The sequence below is a fragment of the Janthinobacterium sp. 1L-D-8-B-C4 genome, from assembly GCF_057291295.1.
On sequence record NZ_JBXAVX010000001.1, the window covers coordinates 300,221 to 317,980 of the forward strand.

The 17,760-nt window shown below is 63.4% G+C and carries 16 protein-coding genes; 9 read left to right on the forward strand and 7 right to left on the reverse strand.

What is annotated here, in order from left to right; translation table 11 throughout:
* The first annotated feature begins 125 nt into the window (after positions 1 to 125).
* The 3 genes from AC0Z42_RS01400 to AC0Z42_RS01410 all read left to right on the forward strand — a co-directional run bounded on the left by AC0Z42_RS01400 (position 126) and on the right by AC0Z42_RS01410 (position 4,273).
* A complete protein-coding gene (locus AC0Z42_RS01400) occupies positions 126 to 1,259 on the forward strand; it encodes a sensor histidine kinase (protein ID WP_485466438.1) in 1,134 nt (377 codons plus the stop codon).
* A complete protein-coding gene (locus AC0Z42_RS01405; RefSeq protein WP_485466439.1) occupies positions 1,259 to 2,011 on the forward strand; it encodes a LytR/AlgR family response regulator transcription factor in 753 nt (250 codons plus the stop codon). Before AC0Z42_RS01400 ends, AC0Z42_RS01405 begins: the two co-directional genes overlap by 1 nt.
* A 153-nt stretch (positions 2,012 to 2,164) precedes the next feature.
* Positions 2,165 to 4,273, forward strand: coding sequence for a TonB-dependent receptor plug domain-containing protein (locus AC0Z42_RS01410; RefSeq protein WP_485466440.1), 2,109 nt, complete (start codon positions 2,165 to 2,167; stop codon positions 4,271 to 4,273).
* Between the two features lie 6 nt (positions 4,274 to 4,279).
* Here the strand turns inward: AC0Z42_RS01410 and AC0Z42_RS01415 are convergent, their stop codons facing one another.
* The 6 genes from AC0Z42_RS01415 to AC0Z42_RS01440 form a co-directional block, all read right to left on the reverse strand.
* The gene (locus tag AC0Z42_RS01415) at positions 4,280 to 4,600 is read right to left on the reverse strand and encodes a DUF2288 domain-containing protein (RefSeq protein ID WP_485466441.1); all 321 of its coding nucleotides are present in this window, start codon (positions 4,598 to 4,600) and stop codon (positions 4,280 to 4,282) included.
* A gap of 36 nt (positions 4,601 to 4,636) precedes the next feature.
* Positions 4,637 to 5,335 (reverse strand): RES family NAD+ phosphorylase, encoded by a 699-nt coding sequence (locus AC0Z42_RS01420; RefSeq protein ID WP_485466442.1) that lies wholly within the window; start codon positions 5,333 to 5,335, stop codon positions 4,637 to 4,639.
* A gap of 2 nt (positions 5,336 to 5,337) precedes the next feature.
* A complete protein-coding gene (locus AC0Z42_RS01425) occupies positions 5,338 to 5,775 on the reverse strand; it encodes an antitoxin Xre/MbcA/ParS toxin-binding domain-containing protein (protein WP_312436086.1) in 438 nt (145 codons plus the stop codon).
* Between the two features lie 93 nt (positions 5,776 to 5,868).
* A complete protein-coding gene (locus AC0Z42_RS01430) occupies positions 5,869 to 6,444 on the reverse strand; it encodes an RDD family protein (protein WP_485466443.1) in 576 nt (191 codons plus the stop codon).
* 117 nt (positions 6,445 to 6,561) lie between these two features.
* Positions 6,562 to 8,262 carry a single-stranded-DNA-specific exonuclease RecJ gene (gene recJ / locus AC0Z42_RS01435; RefSeq protein ID WP_485466444.1) on the reverse strand — a complete coding sequence of 567 codons (1,701 nt, stop codon included), beginning with the start codon at positions 8,260 to 8,262 and terminating at the stop codon, positions 6,562 to 6,564.
* A complete protein-coding gene (locus AC0Z42_RS01440; protein WP_485466445.1) occupies positions 8,259 to 9,311 on the reverse strand; it encodes a hypothetical protein in 1,053 nt (350 codons plus the stop codon). The genes recJ and AC0Z42_RS01440 overlap by 4 nt, the downstream gene beginning before the upstream one ends.
* 101 nt (positions 9,312 to 9,412) lie before the next feature.
* Between AC0Z42_RS01440 and AC0Z42_RS01445 the strand changes: the two genes are divergently transcribed.
* From AC0Z42_RS01445 to AC0Z42_RS01470, 6 genes are all read left to right on the forward strand, one after another.
* Positions 9,413 to 9,757, forward strand: a complete 345-nt coding sequence (locus tag AC0Z42_RS01445; RefSeq protein ID WP_485466446.1) for a hypothetical protein — start codon at positions 9,413 to 9,415, stop codon at positions 9,755 to 9,757.
* Positions 9,758 to 9,861: 104 nt separating this feature from the next.
* Complete coding sequence (locus AC0Z42_RS01450; RefSeq protein ID WP_485466447.1) at positions 9,862 to 11,139, forward strand: lipoprotein-releasing ABC transporter permease subunit; 1,278 nt, start codon at positions 9,862 to 9,864, stop codon at positions 11,137 to 11,139.
* A gap of 117 nt (positions 11,140 to 11,256) precedes the next feature.
* A complete protein-coding gene (locus AC0Z42_RS01455; RefSeq protein ID WP_485466448.1) occupies positions 11,257 to 12,516 on the forward strand; it encodes a lipoprotein-releasing ABC transporter permease subunit in 1,260 nt (419 codons plus the stop codon).
* Positions 12,517 to 12,532: 16 nt separating this feature from the next.
* Positions 12,533 to 13,240 (forward strand): lipoprotein-releasing ABC transporter ATP-binding protein LolD, encoded by a 708-nt coding sequence (lolD, locus tag AC0Z42_RS01460; RefSeq protein WP_485466449.1) that lies wholly within the window; start codon positions 12,533 to 12,535, stop codon positions 13,238 to 13,240.
* A gap of 9 nt (positions 13,241 to 13,249) precedes the next feature.
* The gene (locus AC0Z42_RS01465) at positions 13,250 to 14,059 is read left to right on the forward strand and encodes a TatD family hydrolase (protein ID WP_485466450.1); all 810 of its coding nucleotides are present in this window, start codon (positions 13,250 to 13,252) and stop codon (positions 14,057 to 14,059) included.
* Entirely contained in the window at positions 14,052 to 15,272 is a 1,221-nt protein-coding gene (locus tag AC0Z42_RS01470) for a PQQ-dependent sugar dehydrogenase (protein ID WP_485466451.1), read from the forward strand. Before AC0Z42_RS01465 ends, AC0Z42_RS01470 begins: the two co-directional genes overlap by 8 nt.
* Here AC0Z42_RS01470 and AC0Z42_RS01475 read toward each other — a convergent pair whose 3' ends face one another.
* Positions 15,273 to 17,714 (reverse strand): TonB-dependent siderophore receptor, encoded by a 2,442-nt coding sequence (locus tag AC0Z42_RS01475; RefSeq protein WP_485466452.1) that lies wholly within the window; start codon positions 17,712 to 17,714, stop codon positions 15,273 to 15,275. It lies immediately after the preceding gene.
* Between the last annotated feature and the right edge of the window lie 46 nt (positions 17,715 to 17,760).

Genomic DNA, 17,760 nt, shown 5'->3' on the forward strand with positions numbered 1-17,760 from the left:
CGGGGCAGGCGTGACCGGCAAGCTGGCTTTGGCTTGGCCTTCTTGATCGTGTTTGTGACGAAACCCCGCCTTGCCGGGTTGATTTGCCGCCGGCAGGCGCCATGCCGCTGCTATACTCGGCGCGCATGAAGACCCCCAATGCGCCCTTGTTTCCGGCCTGGCCAGCCTTGCTGACCATCGTCAGCGCCATCGTCTCGCACAGCGCCGTCTGGGCGGCGATTTGTGCGGTCGGCGCACTCGGCTCCTGGCGCGACCAGGCAGTCCAGGGCTGGCACGGCTATGGCCATTTCCTGCTGCGCTGGCTGGTATATCACGTGCCCATGATGATGCTCAGCTGTGGCCTGTCATTGGCGCTGGGCCGCTGGCATGCCCTGTTCGACAGCGCCCGGCGCAGCGCCCTGGTGTATGTGGCCCTGCTGCTTTCCTTCTTGCCGCTGGAATGGCTGTATGTGGCGTTCTGCGATGTGTTTTTCCGGGGTGCTGGCGTCTCGCTCGCGGCCATGCGGTCAGCCTTCGGATCCATGTCCATGTTTAACTTGTTTACAGAATTTGCCTGGATGAGCGGCACGGTGGTGGCGATGGCGGCGATCGGCAACCGACGTCTTGCGCGGGCGCGCGAGGCTGCCTGGCGGCTTGCGCAAAGCGATAACCTGGCCTTGCAACTGGCCCTGGAACAGCAGCGCATGCTGGCGCTGCGTGCGCAACTGGAGCCGCATTTTATCTTCAACGCCCTCAATGCGATCAGCGCGCTGGTGCGTACGGGCGACGGCCCGCTGGCGCTGTCGGGCATCGCGCGCTTGAGCGACTTGCTGCGTTATGCGCTGGCGGCGGGCGCACGCGAGACAGTGACCATCGGTGAAGAACTGCGATTCGTGCATGACTACCTGTCGCTGCAAAGGCTGCGCTACGGTGCGCGACTGCGGTTTTCCATCGACGGTGACAGCGAGCAGGTACGGCATGGCGACTGTCCGCCGCTGCTGTTGCAGCCGCTGATCGAAAATGCGCTGCGCCATGATCTCGACAGCCATGACGGCGAGAGCGATATACGCCTGTCGTTCGCGGTGTCCGGCAACGAGGTGCTGATACGCGTGTCGAACCCGCTGCAGCCACACGCTACACCGAATCCCGGTGCCGGACTGGGCTTGCAAAACACGCGCGAGCGCCTGCATTCATCGAGCCAGCAGGGCAGGCTGCAGACGCAGCGTCTCGATGGCCGCTTCCTGGTCGAAATCCGCATGCCGCTGCAGGTGGCGTGTTGATGATCAACACGATGATCGTCGACGATGAAGCCCCGAGCCGCACCAATTTGCGTTATGCACTGGCTGCGCACGCCCAATGGCGTGTCGTCGCCGAATGCGCGAGCGCCGCTGCCGCCCGGACCGCGCTGGCCGCCCAGGCGGTCGATGTGGTTTTCCTCGATATCCAGATGCCACAGGAGTCGGGCCTGGCGCTGGCGCGCAGCCTCGCCGCACTGGCCGAGCCGCCGCTGATTATTTTCGTGACGGCCTACAGCGAATATGCGGTGGCCGCCTTCGACGTGCATGCGCTCGATTACTTGCTCAAACCACTCGACGATGCGCGCCTGGCGCAAGCGGTGGAACGTGCCGCGGCGATGCTGGCGCTGGCCCAGCGCGGCGCGTATGCGCGCGCCTTGCGCGGCTATCTGGCGCCAGCGGCGTCGCCATGGCTGTCGCATGTCAGCGTACGCTCCGTCGGTCGAATCGAGCGTATCGCCGTCGAGGAAATAAACTGGCTGGAGTCGGCCGGCAACTATGTACAACTGCATGCGGCACGGCGTACCATCCTGCATCGCGTGGCACTGGGTAAATTGGAAACCTGCCTCGACCCTGCCCACTTTTTGAGGGTGCACCGGCGTGCCATCGTGCGCCAGACCCAGTTGCATGGCCTGGCCGTGACGGGCGACGGCACCTATGCCGTCACCTTGCATTGTGGCGCGCAGGTGCCGGCCAGCGAGCGCTATCTCGATGCCGTGCGTCGCGCCTTGAGGTAGCCGTCACACGGATGCGGTGATTCGTCACACGCTGGACGACGGCCAGCACGGTTTTGGCAATACTGCAGTTCTCACCTTTACCCGAATCGCCATCCCATGCCATCGAACAGCCGTTGCAGCATCCCTCCCTTTGTTTTCTTGTGCCTCTGCGCCATGGCCACCACCAGCCATGCGCAGGACAGCGCCGTCAGCCAGGACAGCGTGACGATGGCGCGCGTGGAAGTGTCGGCCGCCAGCGGCGCCGCGCAGCGCGAAGCCGATACGGCCGCCAGAATCATTATCGGCCGCGACGATATCGGCCAGTATGGCGACAATAATCTCGCCGCCGTATTGAAACGCCAGCCCGGCGTATCGGTGGTCGGCAACGAGGTGCGCATGCGCGGCCTCGGCGCAGGCTATACGCAGATACTGATCAATGGCGACCCGGCACCACCGGGCTTTTCCATCGAGTCGGTGGCGCCCGAAATGATCGAGCGCATCGAAATCATGCGCAGCGCGACCGCCGAATACAGCATGCAGGCCGTCGCCGGCAGCATCAACCTGGTATTGCGCAAGGGCGCCAGCCGTGCCGAGCGCGAATGGAAGCTGGGCAGCGGGCGTGTCGACGATCGCTGGAACCCTTCCGCCTCGCTGCGCGTGGCCGACAAGTCGCCAGGCTTTGCCTACGCACTGACGGGCGCGCTGGACCGCACCGCGGACGATACCTCGCCTCTGAATATCGAGCGCGCATTCGGCCCGCAGGGCCAGGCGCTGGCGCTGCGCCGCATGCAGTCGCGCAATGCCTCGTCGGTCAACAAGGCCAGCTTGACGCCGCGCCTGAACTGGACGCTGGACAACGGCGACACCGTCACCTGGCTCAGCCTGCTGGACTGGTACCGCACCGGTTTTGATGGCGCCTCGCGGGAAACGCTGGTGCTGGGGCCTGCCAGCGACTATCCGCGCAATGCCGTCACTTCCCAAGCCAGTATTTTTTCGGCGCGCAGCGATGTCGGCTGGACGCATTCGTTCGGCACGGCCGGCAAGCTGAGCGCCAAGCTGGGCCTCACCCACAGCCGGCGCGACACGGATTATGCATTTCACGGCAACGACCCGGACGATGTGCCGCTGCTGTTGCGCTCGGTACTCTCGAACGCCATCGACGACAGTGCCACCAGCAGCGGCAAATACCTGGCGCGGCTGGCGGCCGGCCACACCCTGAGCATGGGCTGGGATGGCAGCGCGATACGCCGCAGCGAAGCGCGCCACCAGCGCGACACTTTCTTTGCCGGCAGCCAGCCGTATGCGCTCGATGAAGACTACGTGGCCAACGTGAAACGCCTGGCCGTCTTCGCGCAAGACGAATGGGACATGACGCAACGGTTGCAACTATATGCGGGCGTGCGCTGGGAAGGGCTGCGCACCACCACCGAAGGGCGTACCTTGCCTCCAGTGCAAATCAACTCGGGCGTGTGGAGCCCGGTGGCGCAGTTGCTGTGGAAGCTGCCGGAAACCGCCCGCGACCAGCTGCGCCTGGCTGTGGCGCGCACCTACAAGGCGCCGATCACGCGCAACCTGGTACCGCGCCGCTATACCGTCAACAACGCCAACAGCGCCACCAATCCCGATTTCCAGGGCAATCCCGCGCTGCGCCCGGAACTGGCCTGGGGACTCGATGCGGCCTATGAGCATTATTTCGGCAAGAGCGGCGTGGCCAGTGTCTCGGCATTCGCGCGCCGCATCAGCGACGTCACCGTGCAGCAACTGTATTTACAAGATGGCGTATGGATCGCCAGCCCGTTCAACCACGGCGTGGCGCAGGTGCGCGGCGTCGAGATGGATTTGAAATTTCCCTTGCGCACCTGGTTTGCAGACGCGCCCGAGATCGACCTGCGCGCCAATGCCGCGCGCAACTGGTCGAGCGTCGAGGCAGTGCCGGGTCCGGGCAACCGGCTGGCCAGCCAAGTGCCGGCGACCTTGAACCTGGGAATCGACTACCGGCTGTCGGCGCTGGCGAGCGTGGGCGGCAACCTGAACGTGCAGGCCGGAGGCTGGACGCGGCTTGATGCGCAGGCCGGCAGTTACACCGGTGTGCGGCGCACGCTGGACGCCTATGCCTTGTGGCAGCCCGATGGCAAGACGCGCGTGCGGCTGTCGCTGGCCAATCTGCTGCGTCAAAGCCAGGTGCAGGGTCTGTCGTATGACGATGATGAAGGCCTGCGCGACAGCATGACGGCCACGCCAGGCAGCGCCACGATACGGCTGATGCTCGAGCACAGCCTGTAGGGGGTGTCAGTGTTTGGTGGGCTTGTCCTGCTGCACCAGGATAAACGGACTGACGACCACCGCCCACAACGAAGCGTCGGAAGTTTGCCAGTCCAGCGCCTGCTGGTCCGATACCTTGGCCAGCTGGCCGTTGGCCATCCACTGGGTGATGGTTGATTTGTCGTCGTGCGAAATGCGCACGGCCACTTCGACCAGGTCGAGTTCATTGGCGATCCACACCACATTGCCTTGCGCAAAATGCTTTTCCAGCTCGCGCCAGGGCAGGCGGGCCGTTTCGCTGTTCACTTTCAGGCGCAGGTCGGTATCTTTTTCAGGGTTGGTTTGCATGCGAATAATCTGGTTTGATAGGAAAATGCTTGTCCGCTAGAGTGTTTCGACACTCGGCACGGGCGTACCCTGCCATGTTAACCGATAGGCCGCGCCTTTGCGAACATTGCCCACCAGGGCCGGGCGGAAACAGGCCAGGTTGGTGCCCTCCGGGCGGCGCGTGCTGGGAAAGATCACGCCCATCGAGCCCGCTTCCAGCAAGGTGGCCGCCAGTTCCTGCGAGGCAATATAGCTGGCCGGGTCCAGGCAGGCCTGGAAACGGGGCTGGTCGCGCAGGTCGTGAAAGGTGGCGGAAAAATCGGCCAGCAGCGACTGGTAGCTGACGCTGTCGGTAAAATAATCGATCTCCTGGTATTCCACCGTCTTGTGGAAAATGATCTCGGCCAGCGCCGTCTCCATATCGAAGGCGCAATACCAGGCGCCCCGTTCGCCATCGTTGAAACGCGCTCCTTCCGGCCGCGCATAGGTGTAGGCCGCATTGATGATGCGAAAGTTCGGCACGCCAAAAACCAGCTCGTCCACGCCAATTCCTGGCGTGCCGCCGTACTCGGCGATGAGGCGCGCATTGGTGGCGTTATCGAGCTCGAACAGCTCGGCCAGATGATCATTGTCTTCGGCCAGCGGCGCCAGCACCGAGTCTTCCATGTCGGCAAAGCGCGACGGGATCAGGCGGCAGGTATCGATCTGGCGCAGCGCCGAGCGCGGCGGCAGGCCATCAGGCAGCAAGCGCGTCATTGTTACAACCCGCCACGCCGCGCATCGAGCAACTTGCGCACGGTCTGCATGGCCAGCAGGCCGCCGGCCAGCATCTGCGACAAGGGCGTGCGCCCGCCAAAGATGGCGTTCTTGTTCGGCAGACTGACCCATTCGTCGGCCAACTGGTCGCCGTACAGAATATGCAGCGCCTTGTAGATGCCGAGCAGATAGGAAATGCGCGTGATGCGGTCCACTTCCAGCACCCGGTCCGGATTCTTTTTCCATTCGTACCAGGCGCTGCTTGACAAGCCGCCGAGCAACTCGCGTGCATCGTCGTCACGCAGCTTCCATGCGGCCGCCAGCTTGAAAAAGCCTTTCAGCGCCGCCTGCGACAAGCGCTCGCGCTCGGCTTTGGCGTTCAGGTCGACAAGGACAGCCGGTTCGAAGCGGCTCTTGGGGTAGGCATAGGCTAGATTCATAATTACTCCTTTTATGGATGTATATTACTCCATTTTTGTAAAATCGTTCGATGCGGCGCAATCGTGCGCCACATCGGTCTCGGCATGCAGGAGTTACAGCCAGGGATAGCCGAGCTTAGCTCCCTTGGCGGTGACAAAGCTTGCCTTGGCAACAACGGTTCCGGCCATGAAATCCTGTTGGCCCCGGCGTTTTTTATTGAATAAAAGGACGACGAATTCGCCATAGATCCACAGTTGTGTGAGCAGCGAAATTGACTTGGCCCAGGAAGGTTGCAGGCGTGCCACTTCCGCTGTGATCTGTGTTGTGCTCAACGACAGATAAGCGGTTTCGGCTATCTGCAAACTGCCAATCACGCCACCGATGCCCGCCAGTGCGCCCAGAATCAGCAGCACGCAATAGCGCAGCGTTGCGGCCTTGAGCGTGACCGGGGAATGATCGAGCATGCGTATGCGTAGTTTGAATACCAGCAACCCTGGCGTGCCACCCCAGCGTTTGACGCAATAAATATTGTAGGCGGCGTTAATCGCGATGCCCGGCACCAGCCAGTACGCCAGGAAGAACTGGGTTTTCGGCAGTCCCCAGTACACCACCGCGGCGACCACCGGTAACATGACTACGATATCGACAACAAATGCGCCCACGCGGCGCCAGAATCCCCCATATTCCATGTGATTCTCCAAGTAAAGCGGCAACCGGCGGCTGCCTGCCTTACTTGATACACTTTTGCTCAGGGGAAATGTTGGCTATCGTGATAGGGATTGAGTTGCGGCAATAAGCAGCCTGGATCAGGCCGGCTCGGCGTGCTCGACCATGAGTTGCACCTTGGTGGTGCCATTGTATTCATTTGCATCGAGTCGGAACGCCACCCGCGTACGCTCTCCCAGCGCATCCGTATGGCCGAACCAGATGGCATCGAAGCGCACGCCGTTTTTTTCCAGCAGCAGCTTCAAGTGGCGTTCCTTGAGGATGCGCTGGCTGACGACGCGAAATTCATCGCAGAACACCGGTGGCGCAAAGCCCTGGCCCCACACTTGCCCATCCATCAGCTCGATGAATGCGGTGGTGTAATAGGCGTCTTCCAGCGGGCCGTCGGTTTCCACCACGCGCTCCAGCTGCTGCTGGCTGAGCCATGCCTGGCCGACGGCTTCGAATGCCTTGGAGAAAGCGTCAAAGGCATCGGCGCGGATGGTCAGGCCGGCCGCCATTGCATGGCCGCCGAACTTGTCGATCAGGCTCGGCGCGCGCTTGGAGACCAGGTCGAGCGCGTCGCGCAGGTGAAAACCGGGAATCGAGCGGCCGGAACCCTTGATCCAGCCCTCGGCGCCCGGCGCAAAGGTGATGGTCGGGCGGTAGAATTTTTCCTTCAGGCGCGAGGCAACAATGCCGATTACGCCCTGGTGCCACGACTCGTCAAAGACGCTGATGGTGCTGCTGTTGGCTGGCTCGAACTCGTCGAGGTGCAGCAGGGCGGTGTCCTGCATTTCCGCTTCGATCTCGCGGCGTTTCAGGTTGATCTCGTTCAGTTGCTGGGCCAGCGCCCAGGCGCGGCCTTCATCGTCGGTGATCAGGCATTCGATGCCGAGCGACATGTCCTGCAGGCGCCCGGCCGCGTTCAGGCGCGGTCCCAGCGCAAAGCCCAGGTCGAATGGCGTGGCGCTGCGCGCTTCGCGGCCGGCCACGCGGAACAGGGCGGCGACTCCTGCGTGCATATGGCCCTTGCGCATGCGCTTGAGGCCCTGTGCCACCAGGATGCGGTTGTTGGTATCGAGGCGCACCACGTCGGCCACCGTGCCCAGCGCCACCAGGTCGAGCAGGTTGTCGAGCTTGGGTTGCGGCTCGGTTTCATAAGCGCCGCGCCGGCGCAATTCCGCGCGCAGGGCCAGCAGCACATAAAACATCACGCCCACACCGGCCAGGTGCTTGGACGGAAAGCCGCAGGCGGGCTGGTTCGGGTTGACGATGACGGCCGCGTCGGGCAGGGTGTCAGCCGGCAAGTGATGGTCGGTTACCACCACCTGGATGCCGCGCCGGTTCGCTTCGGCCACGCCATCGATGCTGGCGATGCCGTTGTCGACCGTGATAATGATGTCGGGCGACTTTTCGCGCGCGGTCAGCTCGACGATCTCCGGTGTCAGGCCATAGCCATATTCAAAACGGTTCGGCACGATAAAGTCGACATTGGCGCCCATCGCGCGCAGGCCGCGCAGGGCCACGGCGCAGGCGGTGGCGCCGTCGCAGTCGTAGTCGGCCACGATCACCAGGCGTTTGTTGGCGGCGATGGCATCGGCCAGGAACACGCCTGCGGCATCGACATGCAGCAGGCCGGCCGGCGGAATCAGGTCTTTCGCTTCAATCGACAGTTCCTTCGCGTCGGACAGGCCGCGGGACGCATACAGCCGGGCCAGCACGGGGTGGATGCCGCCCTGGCGCAGCAGTTCGGATTCGCGGTACGGACAGGGACGGGTGGCAATGCGGGTGCGGGTCATGATGTACTCAATGTGTTCAGGGTGTGGGCGCGCCAGAATTTGCGCTGCGCATTGCGGCTGGTGGTGCAGTCCAGCCAGCCGTCGCGGTGGCTCAGCACCAGGCGCACCTGGTTCACGCGGCCATCTTTCAGGGCTGCCAGCAGCGGCGCAAACCAGTGCTGTTCCAGTTCCTGCATGTGCGCCAGCCACGTGCCCCAGTCCTGCGCCATGGCCGATTCGACCAGGCCGGCGTGCACCACCAGCGCATCGGCCTGGCCGGCGATGATGCTGGCCGGGTCCGCATCGCGCCGCGCTGGTTCGGCCAGCGCCGACAACCAGCCGGGAGCAAAGCTGACATGCAGCGCTTCGGCGCAGGTGGGCGCGTTTGCCCTGGCCTCCGCGGCGCCCCACAGCCAGTAGCCATTGATGGCTTTCAGGCAGCGCGCCTCGCGCGCTTCATTGACCGGATGTTCATGCCACAGCATCTGCACTTCGTTTTGCAGCCGGCGCGAGGCGCGCGCATGCTCGCCTTCGGGCATCCAGTCGGCCAGGTTCTGGCTGGCGGCCGCGTCCGGCGAGGCGCAGCCCAGGTCGCTCCATTCATTCGCGCGCATGAACCAGGTATGGGCGTCGCCGTAATACAGCGGCTGGCCCAGGCCGTCGAAATACGGCCGCGCCAGCTCGAACAGGGTGCGGCTGTCGGCCTCGCTCAGTTGCAACTGGCGCAGGTCGTCCATCGTCAAATGCTTGCGCGTGATTTCAATATGCACCGGGTGGATCAGGAAATAGCGCGCGCCTGGTTCCGGCGCCAGGCCAAAGCCGCGCATGGCGGCGGCCGCGAACGGCGCCGCAGCAGCGTCGCTGTCGGCCGGCGGCGCCAGCTCGAGCGCGTGCGCCAGCCAGGCCTCGTGCGGCAGCAAGCGGGTGGTGCCGTCAAACTCGTGCAGGGCGGCGCTTGACGTGCGCGATATCAGGGCGGCCAGGGCCGGGGTTTGCAGCGCCTTGATCAGGTCGCCGGCCAGCGCGGCATGCGGCAGGGCAAAGGGAAGAGCGAGGGTAAGTTGATTCATGCCGAGATTGTAGGCCATTGTGGCCGGGTGCGAGAAGCGCGCGCTGTTTTTACGCTTGATTGATACAATGGCAATTGGCGACAATATGGATGAGGCATGCAATGAAATTGAACTCGATGGCGGCTGGTTTGTTATTGCTGACGCAATTTTCCCTGGCGGGCGCGGCGGACCCGGTCCCTGCCGAGGCAGCGAAGACCATCTTCACGCTGTACGACGACGGCGGCGAACACTTTGCGCAAGCTTGCGGCAAGGCCAGGGCCATGCCTGAAAAATTCAAGCGGCTCAAGCGTTTGTACGACCAAAAAGACTACCTGGGATCGAAGCAGACGCAATTTGGCGATCAGAACCAGGCTGGCATCGATGCCTGGGATCATTTTTTCAGTTCCGCCAAAGCCTGCGAAAAAGCGCGGCTGCAACTGGAAAAGGATGCGGCCTCTGGCGGCTGACGGTTTTTGACGCCGCGCTGGTGTGTTTCACGCATGAAATGATGATTGTGTGGCACACTGCGCGCTCGCATATCATCGTTGTCGCGGGAGCGCATAAGTATCAAATGAGCATCATCAAACAATTTCCTTACGAGTGGCAGGTTGGCGTGCGCTACACGCGCGCCGGCAAACGCAGCGGCCGTAACAGTTTTATCTCCTTTATCTCCATGATTTCCGTGGCCGGCATCGCGCTGGGCGTGGCGGCGCTGATCGTCGTGCTGTCCGTCATGAACGGCTTCCAGAAGGAAGTTACCGACCGGCTGATGTCGGTGCTGGCCCACGTCGAGGTGTTCGACACGCGCGGCGCCATGCCGAACTGGCAGGAACAGGAAAAGGCCGCCTATGCCAACCCGCAGGTCAAGGCCGTGGCGCCGTTCGTGGAAACCCAGGGCATGCTGCTGAACGACGAGACCATGCGCCCGTCGGTGGTGCGTGGCGTGCTGCCGCAGCAGGAAGCGAAAGTGTCCAGCGTGGCCGGGCAGATGAAGCAGGGGCAGTTTACCTCGCTCACGCCGGACTCCTACAATATCGTGCTCGGCATCGACCTGGCCAAGGCGCTGGGCGTGACGGTCGGCCAGAACGTGACCCTGATGCTGGAACGCGAACCTCGCGCCGGCGATTCCATGAACAGCATGGTGATGCCGCGCATGCGCGCGCTGAAGGTCTCCGGCATTTTTGAAGCGGGCCACAATGAACTCGACGCCAGCCTGGCATTCGTCAACATGCAGGATGCCGAACAGCTCTTGATGCTCGACGGTCCTTCCGGCCTGCGTCTGCGCCTGCACGACATGAACCAGGCGCCGCAGGTGGCGCGCGAACTCAAGGCGTCGATGCCGGGCGAACTGTGGATGCGCGACTGGTCGCGCGCCAGTGCCAGCTGGTATGCGCTGGTGCAAAGCCAGAAGAACATGATGTTCATTATCCTCAGCATGATCATCGCGGTGGCCGCCTTCAACCTGGTCTCGACCCTGGTGATGTCGGTGACCGACAAGCAGGCCGACATCGCGATTTTGCGCACCCTGGGCGCTTCGCCATTGTCGATCATGAAGATCTTCATGATCCAGGGCGCGCTGGTGGGCTTGCTGGGGAGTGCTTTGGGCGTGGCCGGCGGCGTGCTGCTGGCGCTGAATGTGGGCGTGATCGTGCCGTTTATCGAAGGCATTTTCGGCCTGCACTTCATCTCGAAAGAGATCTACCAGATCAGCGCCGTGCCTTCCGACCTGCACTGGCTGGACGTGGCGCAGATCGGCCTGATCGCCTTTGGGCTGGCGCTGGTGGCGACCATCTACCCGAGCTGGCGCGCGGCGCGCGTCAAACCGGCCGAGGCGCTGCGGTATGAATAAGAAAGTCAGCCCTGGAACAGAAGCCGGGGTCGGACCCTCAGGGTCCGACTCCGGTACTTCGCCGTTGGGTCAGCACGCTGGCATGTCGCTTACACAAGAATCAATCACATCAAAAGCATGTTAAAAAATCTGCCTTTCGAATGGCTGGTCGGCCTGCGCTACACGCGGGCCGGCAAGCGCAGTGGCCGCAACAGTTTTATCTCCTTTATTTCGCTCATTTCCATGGCCGGCATCGGCCTGGGCGTGGCCGCGCTGATCGTGGTGCTGTCGGTGATGAACGGCTTCCAGAAGGAAGTTACCGACCGCATGCTGTCGGTGCTGGCTCACATCGAAGTATTCGATGACAGCGGCAGCATGCAGGACTGGCGCGCCGAAAAGGCCGAAGCGTTCAAGAACCCGGCCGTCAAGGGTGCCGCGCCGTTCGTCGAAACCCAGGGCATGCTGCTGCGCGACGACGCGCTGCGCCCGGCCATCGTGCGCGGCGTGCTGCCGGAAGAAGAGCCGAATGTCTCCGACGTGGCTGGCCAGACGCGCATGGGCAGCTTCAAGGCGCTGCAGCCGGGCACCTACAATATCGTGCTGGGCATCGAACTGGCGCGCGCGCTGCGCGTGAACCTCGGCGAAAAAGTCACGCTGATGCTGGCCCAGGGCCAGGTCACGCCGGCCGGCGTGCTGCCGCGCATGCGCAGCTTTACCGTCAGCGGCATCTTCCAGGCCGGCCACAATGAGTTCGACGCCGGCTTGGCGTTCATCAATATCGAGGACGGCCAGCGCTTGCTGCGCCTCGATGGCCCATCCGGACTGCGCCTGCGCCTGGTTGACATGAACCGCGCACCGCAGGTGGCGCAAGAACTGAAAAAATCGATGCCGGGCAAGCTGCGCATGCGCGACTGGTCGCAATTGAACGCCAACTGGTTTGCCGCCGTGCAGACGGAAAAACGCATGATGTTCATTATCCTCACCCTGATCATTGCGGTGGCCGCCTTCAACCTGGTCTCCACGCTGGTGATGACGGTAACCGACAAGCAGGCCGATATCGCCATCTTGCGTACCCTGGGCGCCTCGCCTGGTTCGATCATGAAAATCTTCATGATCCAGGGCGCGCTGGTGGGTATCCTCGGTACCATTCTCGGCGTCGGTGGCGGCGTGCTGGTGGCGATGAATATCGACGTCATCGTGCCATTCATCGAACACCTGCTGGGCGTGCAGTTCCTGTCCAAGGATATCTATTTCATCAGCACCGTGCCGTCCGACCTGCGCTGGCCCGACGTGACCAAGATCGGCGTGCTGGCCGTGATCCTCGCCTTTCTGGCGACCCTGTATCCAAGCTGGTGGGCTGCGCGCGTGAAACCGGCCGAAGCCCTGCGCTACGAATAAACCCTTGATGACTACCATGACCGATCTGAATAAAAACACCACTGCCGCCGTCCTGTCCTGCCGTGGCCTGGGCAAGACCTTCACCCAGGGCAGCTACAAGGTACAGGTACTGGCCGGCATCGATATCGACATCCATCGCGGCGAGCGCGTCGCCATTGTGGGCGCATCCGGCTCCGGCAAGTCGACCCTGCTGCATCTGCTGGGCGGCCTCGATACGCCGACCAGCGGCAGCGTCACCCTGCTGGGCAAGGACTTTGCCACCCTCAGCGAAAAGGCGCGCGGCGACTTGCGCAACGCTTCGTTGGGCTTCGTCTACCAGTTCCACCATCTGCTGCCGGAATTCTCGGCGCTCGACAACGTCGCCATGCCTTTGATGATACGGCGCATGAAGCGCGCGCCGGCCACCGACCTGGCGCAGCAGATCCTGGCGCGCGTCAACCTGGCCAAGCGCGTGACGCATACGCCCGGCGAATTGTCGGGCGGCGAGCGCCAGCGCGTGGCGCTGGCGCGCGCCCTGGTCACGCAGCCGGCCTGCGTGCTGGCCGACGAGCCGACCGGCAACCTCGATCACGCCACGGCCGAACAGATTTTTGATCTGATGCTGGAGCTGTCGCGCACCCTGGGCACGGCTTTCGTCATCGTCACCCACGATATCGAACTGGCCAAGCGCTGCGACCGCGTGCTGCGCCTGACCGACGAAGGGCTGCAACCTTACCAGTACTGAGGAGCCAGCATGTGGATCGACACGCACTGCCATCTGGACGCCCACGAATTCGGCGATGAATCGCTGCCGGTAGCGCAGCGCGCCGGAGAACTGGGCGTGGCCATGATCGTCATTCCCGCCATCGAAAAGGCCAACTTTGCCATCGTGCGCGATCTGGCCCATGCCGCGCCCAACGGCTGCTATGCGCTGGGCATCCACCCGATCTATGTGCCGCATGCCTCGGAAGATGACTTGCTGGCGCTGCGCGCCACGGTCGAAACGGCGATGAGCGACCCGCGCTTTGTCGCCATTGGCGAGATCGGCCTCGATTTCTTTATTCCCATGCTGACGGAACCGGCGATGCGCGCCAAGCAGGAACACTTCCTGCGCGAACAGCTGAAAATCGCCCGCGATTTCGATTTGCCGGTGCTGGCCCATGTGCGCCGCTCGCAGGACATCGTATTGAAACATGCACGCCAGATCCGCCCGAATGGCGGCATCGCGCATGCGTTCAACGGCAGCTTCCAGCAGGCGCAAGGCTATATCGACCTCGGTTTCAAGCTCGGTTTCGGCGGCGCCATGACGTTTACGCGCGCGCTGCAGATACGCCGCATGGCCACCGACCTGCCGCTGTCTGCCATCGTGCTTGAAACCGATGCGCCCGATATTTCCCCTAGCTGGGTCCACCCGGGCCGCAACAGCCCGGAACAACTGCCGCGCATCGGCGCCGTGCTGGCCGAACTGCGCGGCATCGAACTTGCCGAAGTGGTGGCGCAGACCAGCGCCAACGCCCGTGCGGTAATGCCGCGACTACCCTTGATGGAAATCCCCCATGAATAAACATATCCTCGCCGCCGCGCTGGCCACCTGCTTGTCCGTGCCCGCCATGGCCGCCGACCTGTGTGACGGCGTGCCGCGCCTGAACGTCACCACGCCGGCCGGTTTTTGCGTCGGCGTGCTGGCCGACGGCATGAAATTTCCGCGCGGCGTGCTGCCGCTGACCAATGGCGACGTGCTGGTCACCGACATGGCCGGCTGGACGGCAAATCAGGGCAAGCTGTGGCTGCTCCAGCGCCAGGCCAGCGGCAAGTTCGAACGCAAGCTGCTGCTCGACAAACTCGATCGCCCGAATGGCATCGCGCAAGGCCCGGACGGCATGGTGTATGTCGGCGTGGTGGGGCGCGTTTTCCGCTTCGACCTGCGCGACCCGGCCACCATCACCGACGTGATCGGCGGCACATCGAAGACGCCGCGCTTGCCTGGCCTGGGCCTGCATCTTTTGACCACCATGCGCTTCAGTCCCGCCGGTGACCTGTATGTGAACGTCGGCTCAAGCACCGACCATTGCGAAGGCAAGGACGGCAAGGCGCCCGATGCGAGCAAACCGTGCGCCTCGGGCGAAGGCAAGGAAGCGCTGGGGGCGATCCGCGAATACAAGATGGCCTGGCCGGCCGGCACGGTGACCAGCTGGAGCACTTACGTGCACGGCCTGCGCAATTCGATGGCGCTGGCTTTCCATCCCGCCAGCGGTGCTTTATGGCAGGCGGAAAACGCGCGCGACGCAATCCAGGCCGCCATGCCGCAACTGAAAAGCGACGAGGACCTGCCGCACGAGGAACTGAACCTGATCAAGGCCGGCCAGCACTACGGCTGGCCCTACTGCTACGACAACAATGTGGCCAGCCCCGAGTATCCGAAGACCGATTGCGCCGCCAAATACACCGCGCCACAGCGATTGCTGCCCGGTCACGCGGCGCCGCTGGGCATGACCTTTTACACGGCCAGCCGCTTCCCGGCCACCTATAAAAACAGCCTGATCATCGGCTACCACGGCTACCGTGCCAACGGCCACCGGCTGGTGGCCTTGCTGCCCGATGCAGCCGGCGCGCCGCTGGGCAAGTCGGTCGAATTGATCGGCAACTGGGAGCGCAAGGGCAAGCAGGGCAGGGGCGCGCCGGTCGACGTCAAGCAGGGCCAGGACGGCGATATCTACCTGGCCGACGATCACAATGGACTGGTGATGAAACTCCATTACGAGGCGCCGGCCAAGTAATTACAGCGACCCGCGCAGTGTCAGCACCAGGTTGCGCGGATCGCCATAGTAATTGGCGTTCACAAAGCTCGACAGGGTGCTGTAATAGCGCTTGTCGAACAGATTGTTGACGTTCAGGGTGGCCGACCAGCGCGGGTTGATCTGGTACTTGAGCATGGCGTTCCACACGGCGCGCCCGCTGACGTCGGCCGTCAGCAGGCCGACAGTCCGGTAGCTGGCACTCTGGCTGTTGACGCCGCCGCCAAAGGTGAAGTCGCGCAGCGCGCCCTGCGCGTGGTACGTGCTCCAGATACGCAACATGTGCTTGGGCGTGTAGGTGTTGAACGACAGGCCGCCGCTGTTGACGTCTTCCACATACCTGGTGCGGTTGTAGGTATAGCCGGAAAACAGATTCCAGCCGGCGGCCAGCTTGCCGCTCACTTCCATGTCGACGCCTTCGCTGCGCACCTTGCCCGTATCGATGTAGCAGTAGTAGTCGCTGCGGCAGGTGTCGCTGGTGCTGTAGTCTTCCTGCGCGCGGTTTTTCTGGTCGACGCGGAACAGCGCCAGCGCCGTATTGACGCGCCCATCCAGCAGTTCTCCCTTCACGCCCAGTTCCATATTCGTGCCCGTCAAAGGTTTCAGCGCTTCGCCCGATTCCTTCTGTTCGTACTGCGGCGAGAAGATTTCGGCATAGCTGGCGTAGGCCGACCATTGCGGATTGATGGCGTAGACCAGGCCCGCATACGGCGTCAGCTTGGCGTGCTCGCCCTGGTTGGTGGTCGACACCGAAGGGCTGCGGCCGGTGGTGTCGGTATCCCAGACGGTGCGCGACCAGCCCAGGCGGGCGCCGACGATCAGCTTGAGCGGGTCGCTCAGTTGCAGGCGCACGGTGCCGTAAGCACCGGTCTCGCGCGATTTGCCGACCCGCGCTTCACGCAGGTTGCTGTCGATGAAGGCATCGCTCGGCTCGGGAAAGTCGGCGTTGAAATTGTTGATGTCGAAGGTCTGGTAATTGCTGCTGACGCCATACACGGTGCGGGCCGTGGCGCGCGCATGGTTCACGCCAAACACCACTTCATGCTGGCGCCCGAGCGCGTCGAACTTGCCGGTGACATTGGCGTCGATGCCGGACAGCTCGTTCTCGGCCACCGTGGTCGATGCGCGCAGCGCGCCCCGGTTGGTGACCGGGTTGATGGCCAGGCCCGAGCCGGCATACTTCATGTCGTTCTTTTCCTTCACGTAGGCGCTGCTGACCTTGAGCGTCCAGTCGTCGTTGAAGTGGTGCGACAGGTCCAGGTAGGCGCCGCGGTTGGCATTGTCCTGGCGGTTCCATTTTGCGCCGAGAAAGGTCGAACGCGGCAGGTCCAGGTCGCGCGCATTGCTGTAGCGCGGCAGGCCGTTCAGGAAGGGCAGGCCCTTGACCTGTTCGGAACTGAGGGCCAGGTTGACCTGGGTTTGCGGCGACAGATCGTATTCCAGGGTGGCGAACAGGGTCGGGCTGCGGCGTTCCACGTAGTCGATAAAGGAATGCTTGTCTTCGTAGTCGGCCACCACCCGGCCGCGCAGGGTGCCGGCGTCGTTCAGCACGCGGCTGGCGTCGAGTTGCAGGCCGTAGTTGTCCCACGAGCCGGCCTTGGCGATCACGGTGGTGGCATTGTCGGCCAGCGGGCGCTTGCGCACCAGATTGACGGCGCCGCCCGGACTGCCCGCGCCTTGCAGCAGTCCGGCTGCGCCGCGCAGTACTTCCACGCGGTCGTAGATCGCCGTGCCGGCCGAGAAATTGCTGGCGCGCCCGTACATGCCGCGATTGAGCGGCACGCCCTCGTACTGCACCGTGGTCAGGTCGAAGCCGCGCGAATAGATGTACTTGCCGCCCTGCGGGCTTTGCTGGATGGTCATGCCGGTGGTGCTGGCCAGGGTGTCATACACGGTGGTCAGGTTCTGCTCGTCGAGCAGCTGGCGCGTGACCACGCTGACTGACTGCGGGATGTCCTTGAGCTTTTGTTCACCCTTGCCGATGGTAACAAGCCGTGTGGTGTACGCGCCGCTGCCCTCGGTGGTGGGGCTGATGACGGGTGCCGCGCTGACCGTCACCGGCGCCATCATCTGTTCGGCAGCCTGTTCGCTGCGCCAGGGCCGCACCGTGACGGCTGTACCCTCGATTTCGGCCGCCAGAGCGCTGCCGGCCAGCACGCGCTCGAACGCCACGCGCGGCGTCATGCGGCCCGTCACGGCGGGCGCTGTCTTGCCGGCCACCAGCGCCGGCTGCACCATCAGGTCAAAGCGGGTCTGGCGCGCCAGCGCATACAGCGCCTGCGCCAACGGCTGGGCGGTGATGCTGATCTCGACCGGTGCTTCGGCGCTCGCGACGGCGATCTGGGCGTGCGCATGGCTGATGGGCGAAAAGGCGAGGGCGACAGCCAGGGCCAGGGGAACGGGGTTGCAGCGAAAACGGGACATGCGATCTCCAGAGAGTGTAAATAAGAATCCTTCTCATGCAGACGCA

What these genes read in the sequence shown, in the direction of transcription:
- AC0Z42_RS01400 (WP_485466438.1), top strand. Translation starts at nt 126, where the DNA reads ATGAAGACCCCCAATGCGCCCTTGTTTCCGGCCTGGCCAGCCTTGCTG.
- AC0Z42_RS01405 (WP_485466439.1), top strand. Translation starts at nt 1,259, where the DNA reads ATGATCAACACGATGATCGTCGACGATGAAGCCCCGAGCCGCACCAAT.
- AC0Z42_RS01410 (WP_485466440.1), top strand. Translation starts at nt 2,165, where the DNA reads ATGGCCACCACCAGCCATGCGCAGGACAGCGCCGTCAGCCAGGACAGC.
- AC0Z42_RS01415 (WP_485466441.1), bottom strand. Translation starts at nt 4,600, where the DNA reads ATGCAAACCAACCCTGAAAAAGATACCGACCTGCGCCTGAAAGTGAAC.
- AC0Z42_RS01420 (WP_485466442.1), bottom strand. Translation starts at nt 5,335, where the DNA reads ATGACGCGCTTGCTGCCTGATGGCCTGCCGCCGCGCTCGGCGCTGCGC.
- AC0Z42_RS01425 (WP_312436086.1), bottom strand. Translation starts at nt 5,775, where the DNA reads ATGAATCTAGCCTATGCCTACCCCAAGAGCCGCTTCGAACCGGCTGTC.
- AC0Z42_RS01430 (WP_485466443.1), bottom strand. Translation starts at nt 6,444, where the DNA reads ATGGAATATGGGGGATTCTGGCGCCGCGTGGGCGCATTTGTTGTCGAT.
- recJ (WP_485466444.1), bottom strand. Translation starts at nt 8,262, where the DNA reads ATGACCCGCACCCGCATTGCCACCCGTCCCTGTCCGTACCGCGAATCC.
- AC0Z42_RS01440 (WP_485466445.1), bottom strand. Translation starts at nt 9,311, where the DNA reads ATGAATCAACTTACCCTCGCTCTTCCCTTTGCCCTGCCGCATGCCGCG.
- AC0Z42_RS01445 (WP_485466446.1), top strand. Translation starts at nt 9,413, where the DNA reads ATGAAATTGAACTCGATGGCGGCTGGTTTGTTATTGCTGACGCAATTT.
- AC0Z42_RS01450 (WP_485466447.1), top strand. Translation starts at nt 9,862, where the DNA reads ATGAGCATCATCAAACAATTTCCTTACGAGTGGCAGGTTGGCGTGCGC.
- AC0Z42_RS01455 (WP_485466448.1), top strand. Translation starts at nt 11,257, where the DNA reads ATGTTAAAAAATCTGCCTTTCGAATGGCTGGTCGGCCTGCGCTACACG.
- lolD (WP_485466449.1), top strand. Translation starts at nt 12,533, where the DNA reads ATGACCGATCTGAATAAAAACACCACTGCCGCCGTCCTGTCCTGCCGT.
- AC0Z42_RS01465 (WP_485466450.1), top strand. Translation starts at nt 13,250, where the DNA reads ATGTGGATCGACACGCACTGCCATCTGGACGCCCACGAATTCGGCGAT.
- AC0Z42_RS01470 (WP_485466451.1), top strand. Translation starts at nt 14,052, where the DNA reads ATGAATAAACATATCCTCGCCGCCGCGCTGGCCACCTGCTTGTCCGTG.
- AC0Z42_RS01475 (WP_485466452.1), bottom strand. Translation starts at nt 17,714, where the DNA reads ATGTCCCGTTTTCGCTGCAACCCCGTTCCCCTGGCCCTGGCTGTCGCC.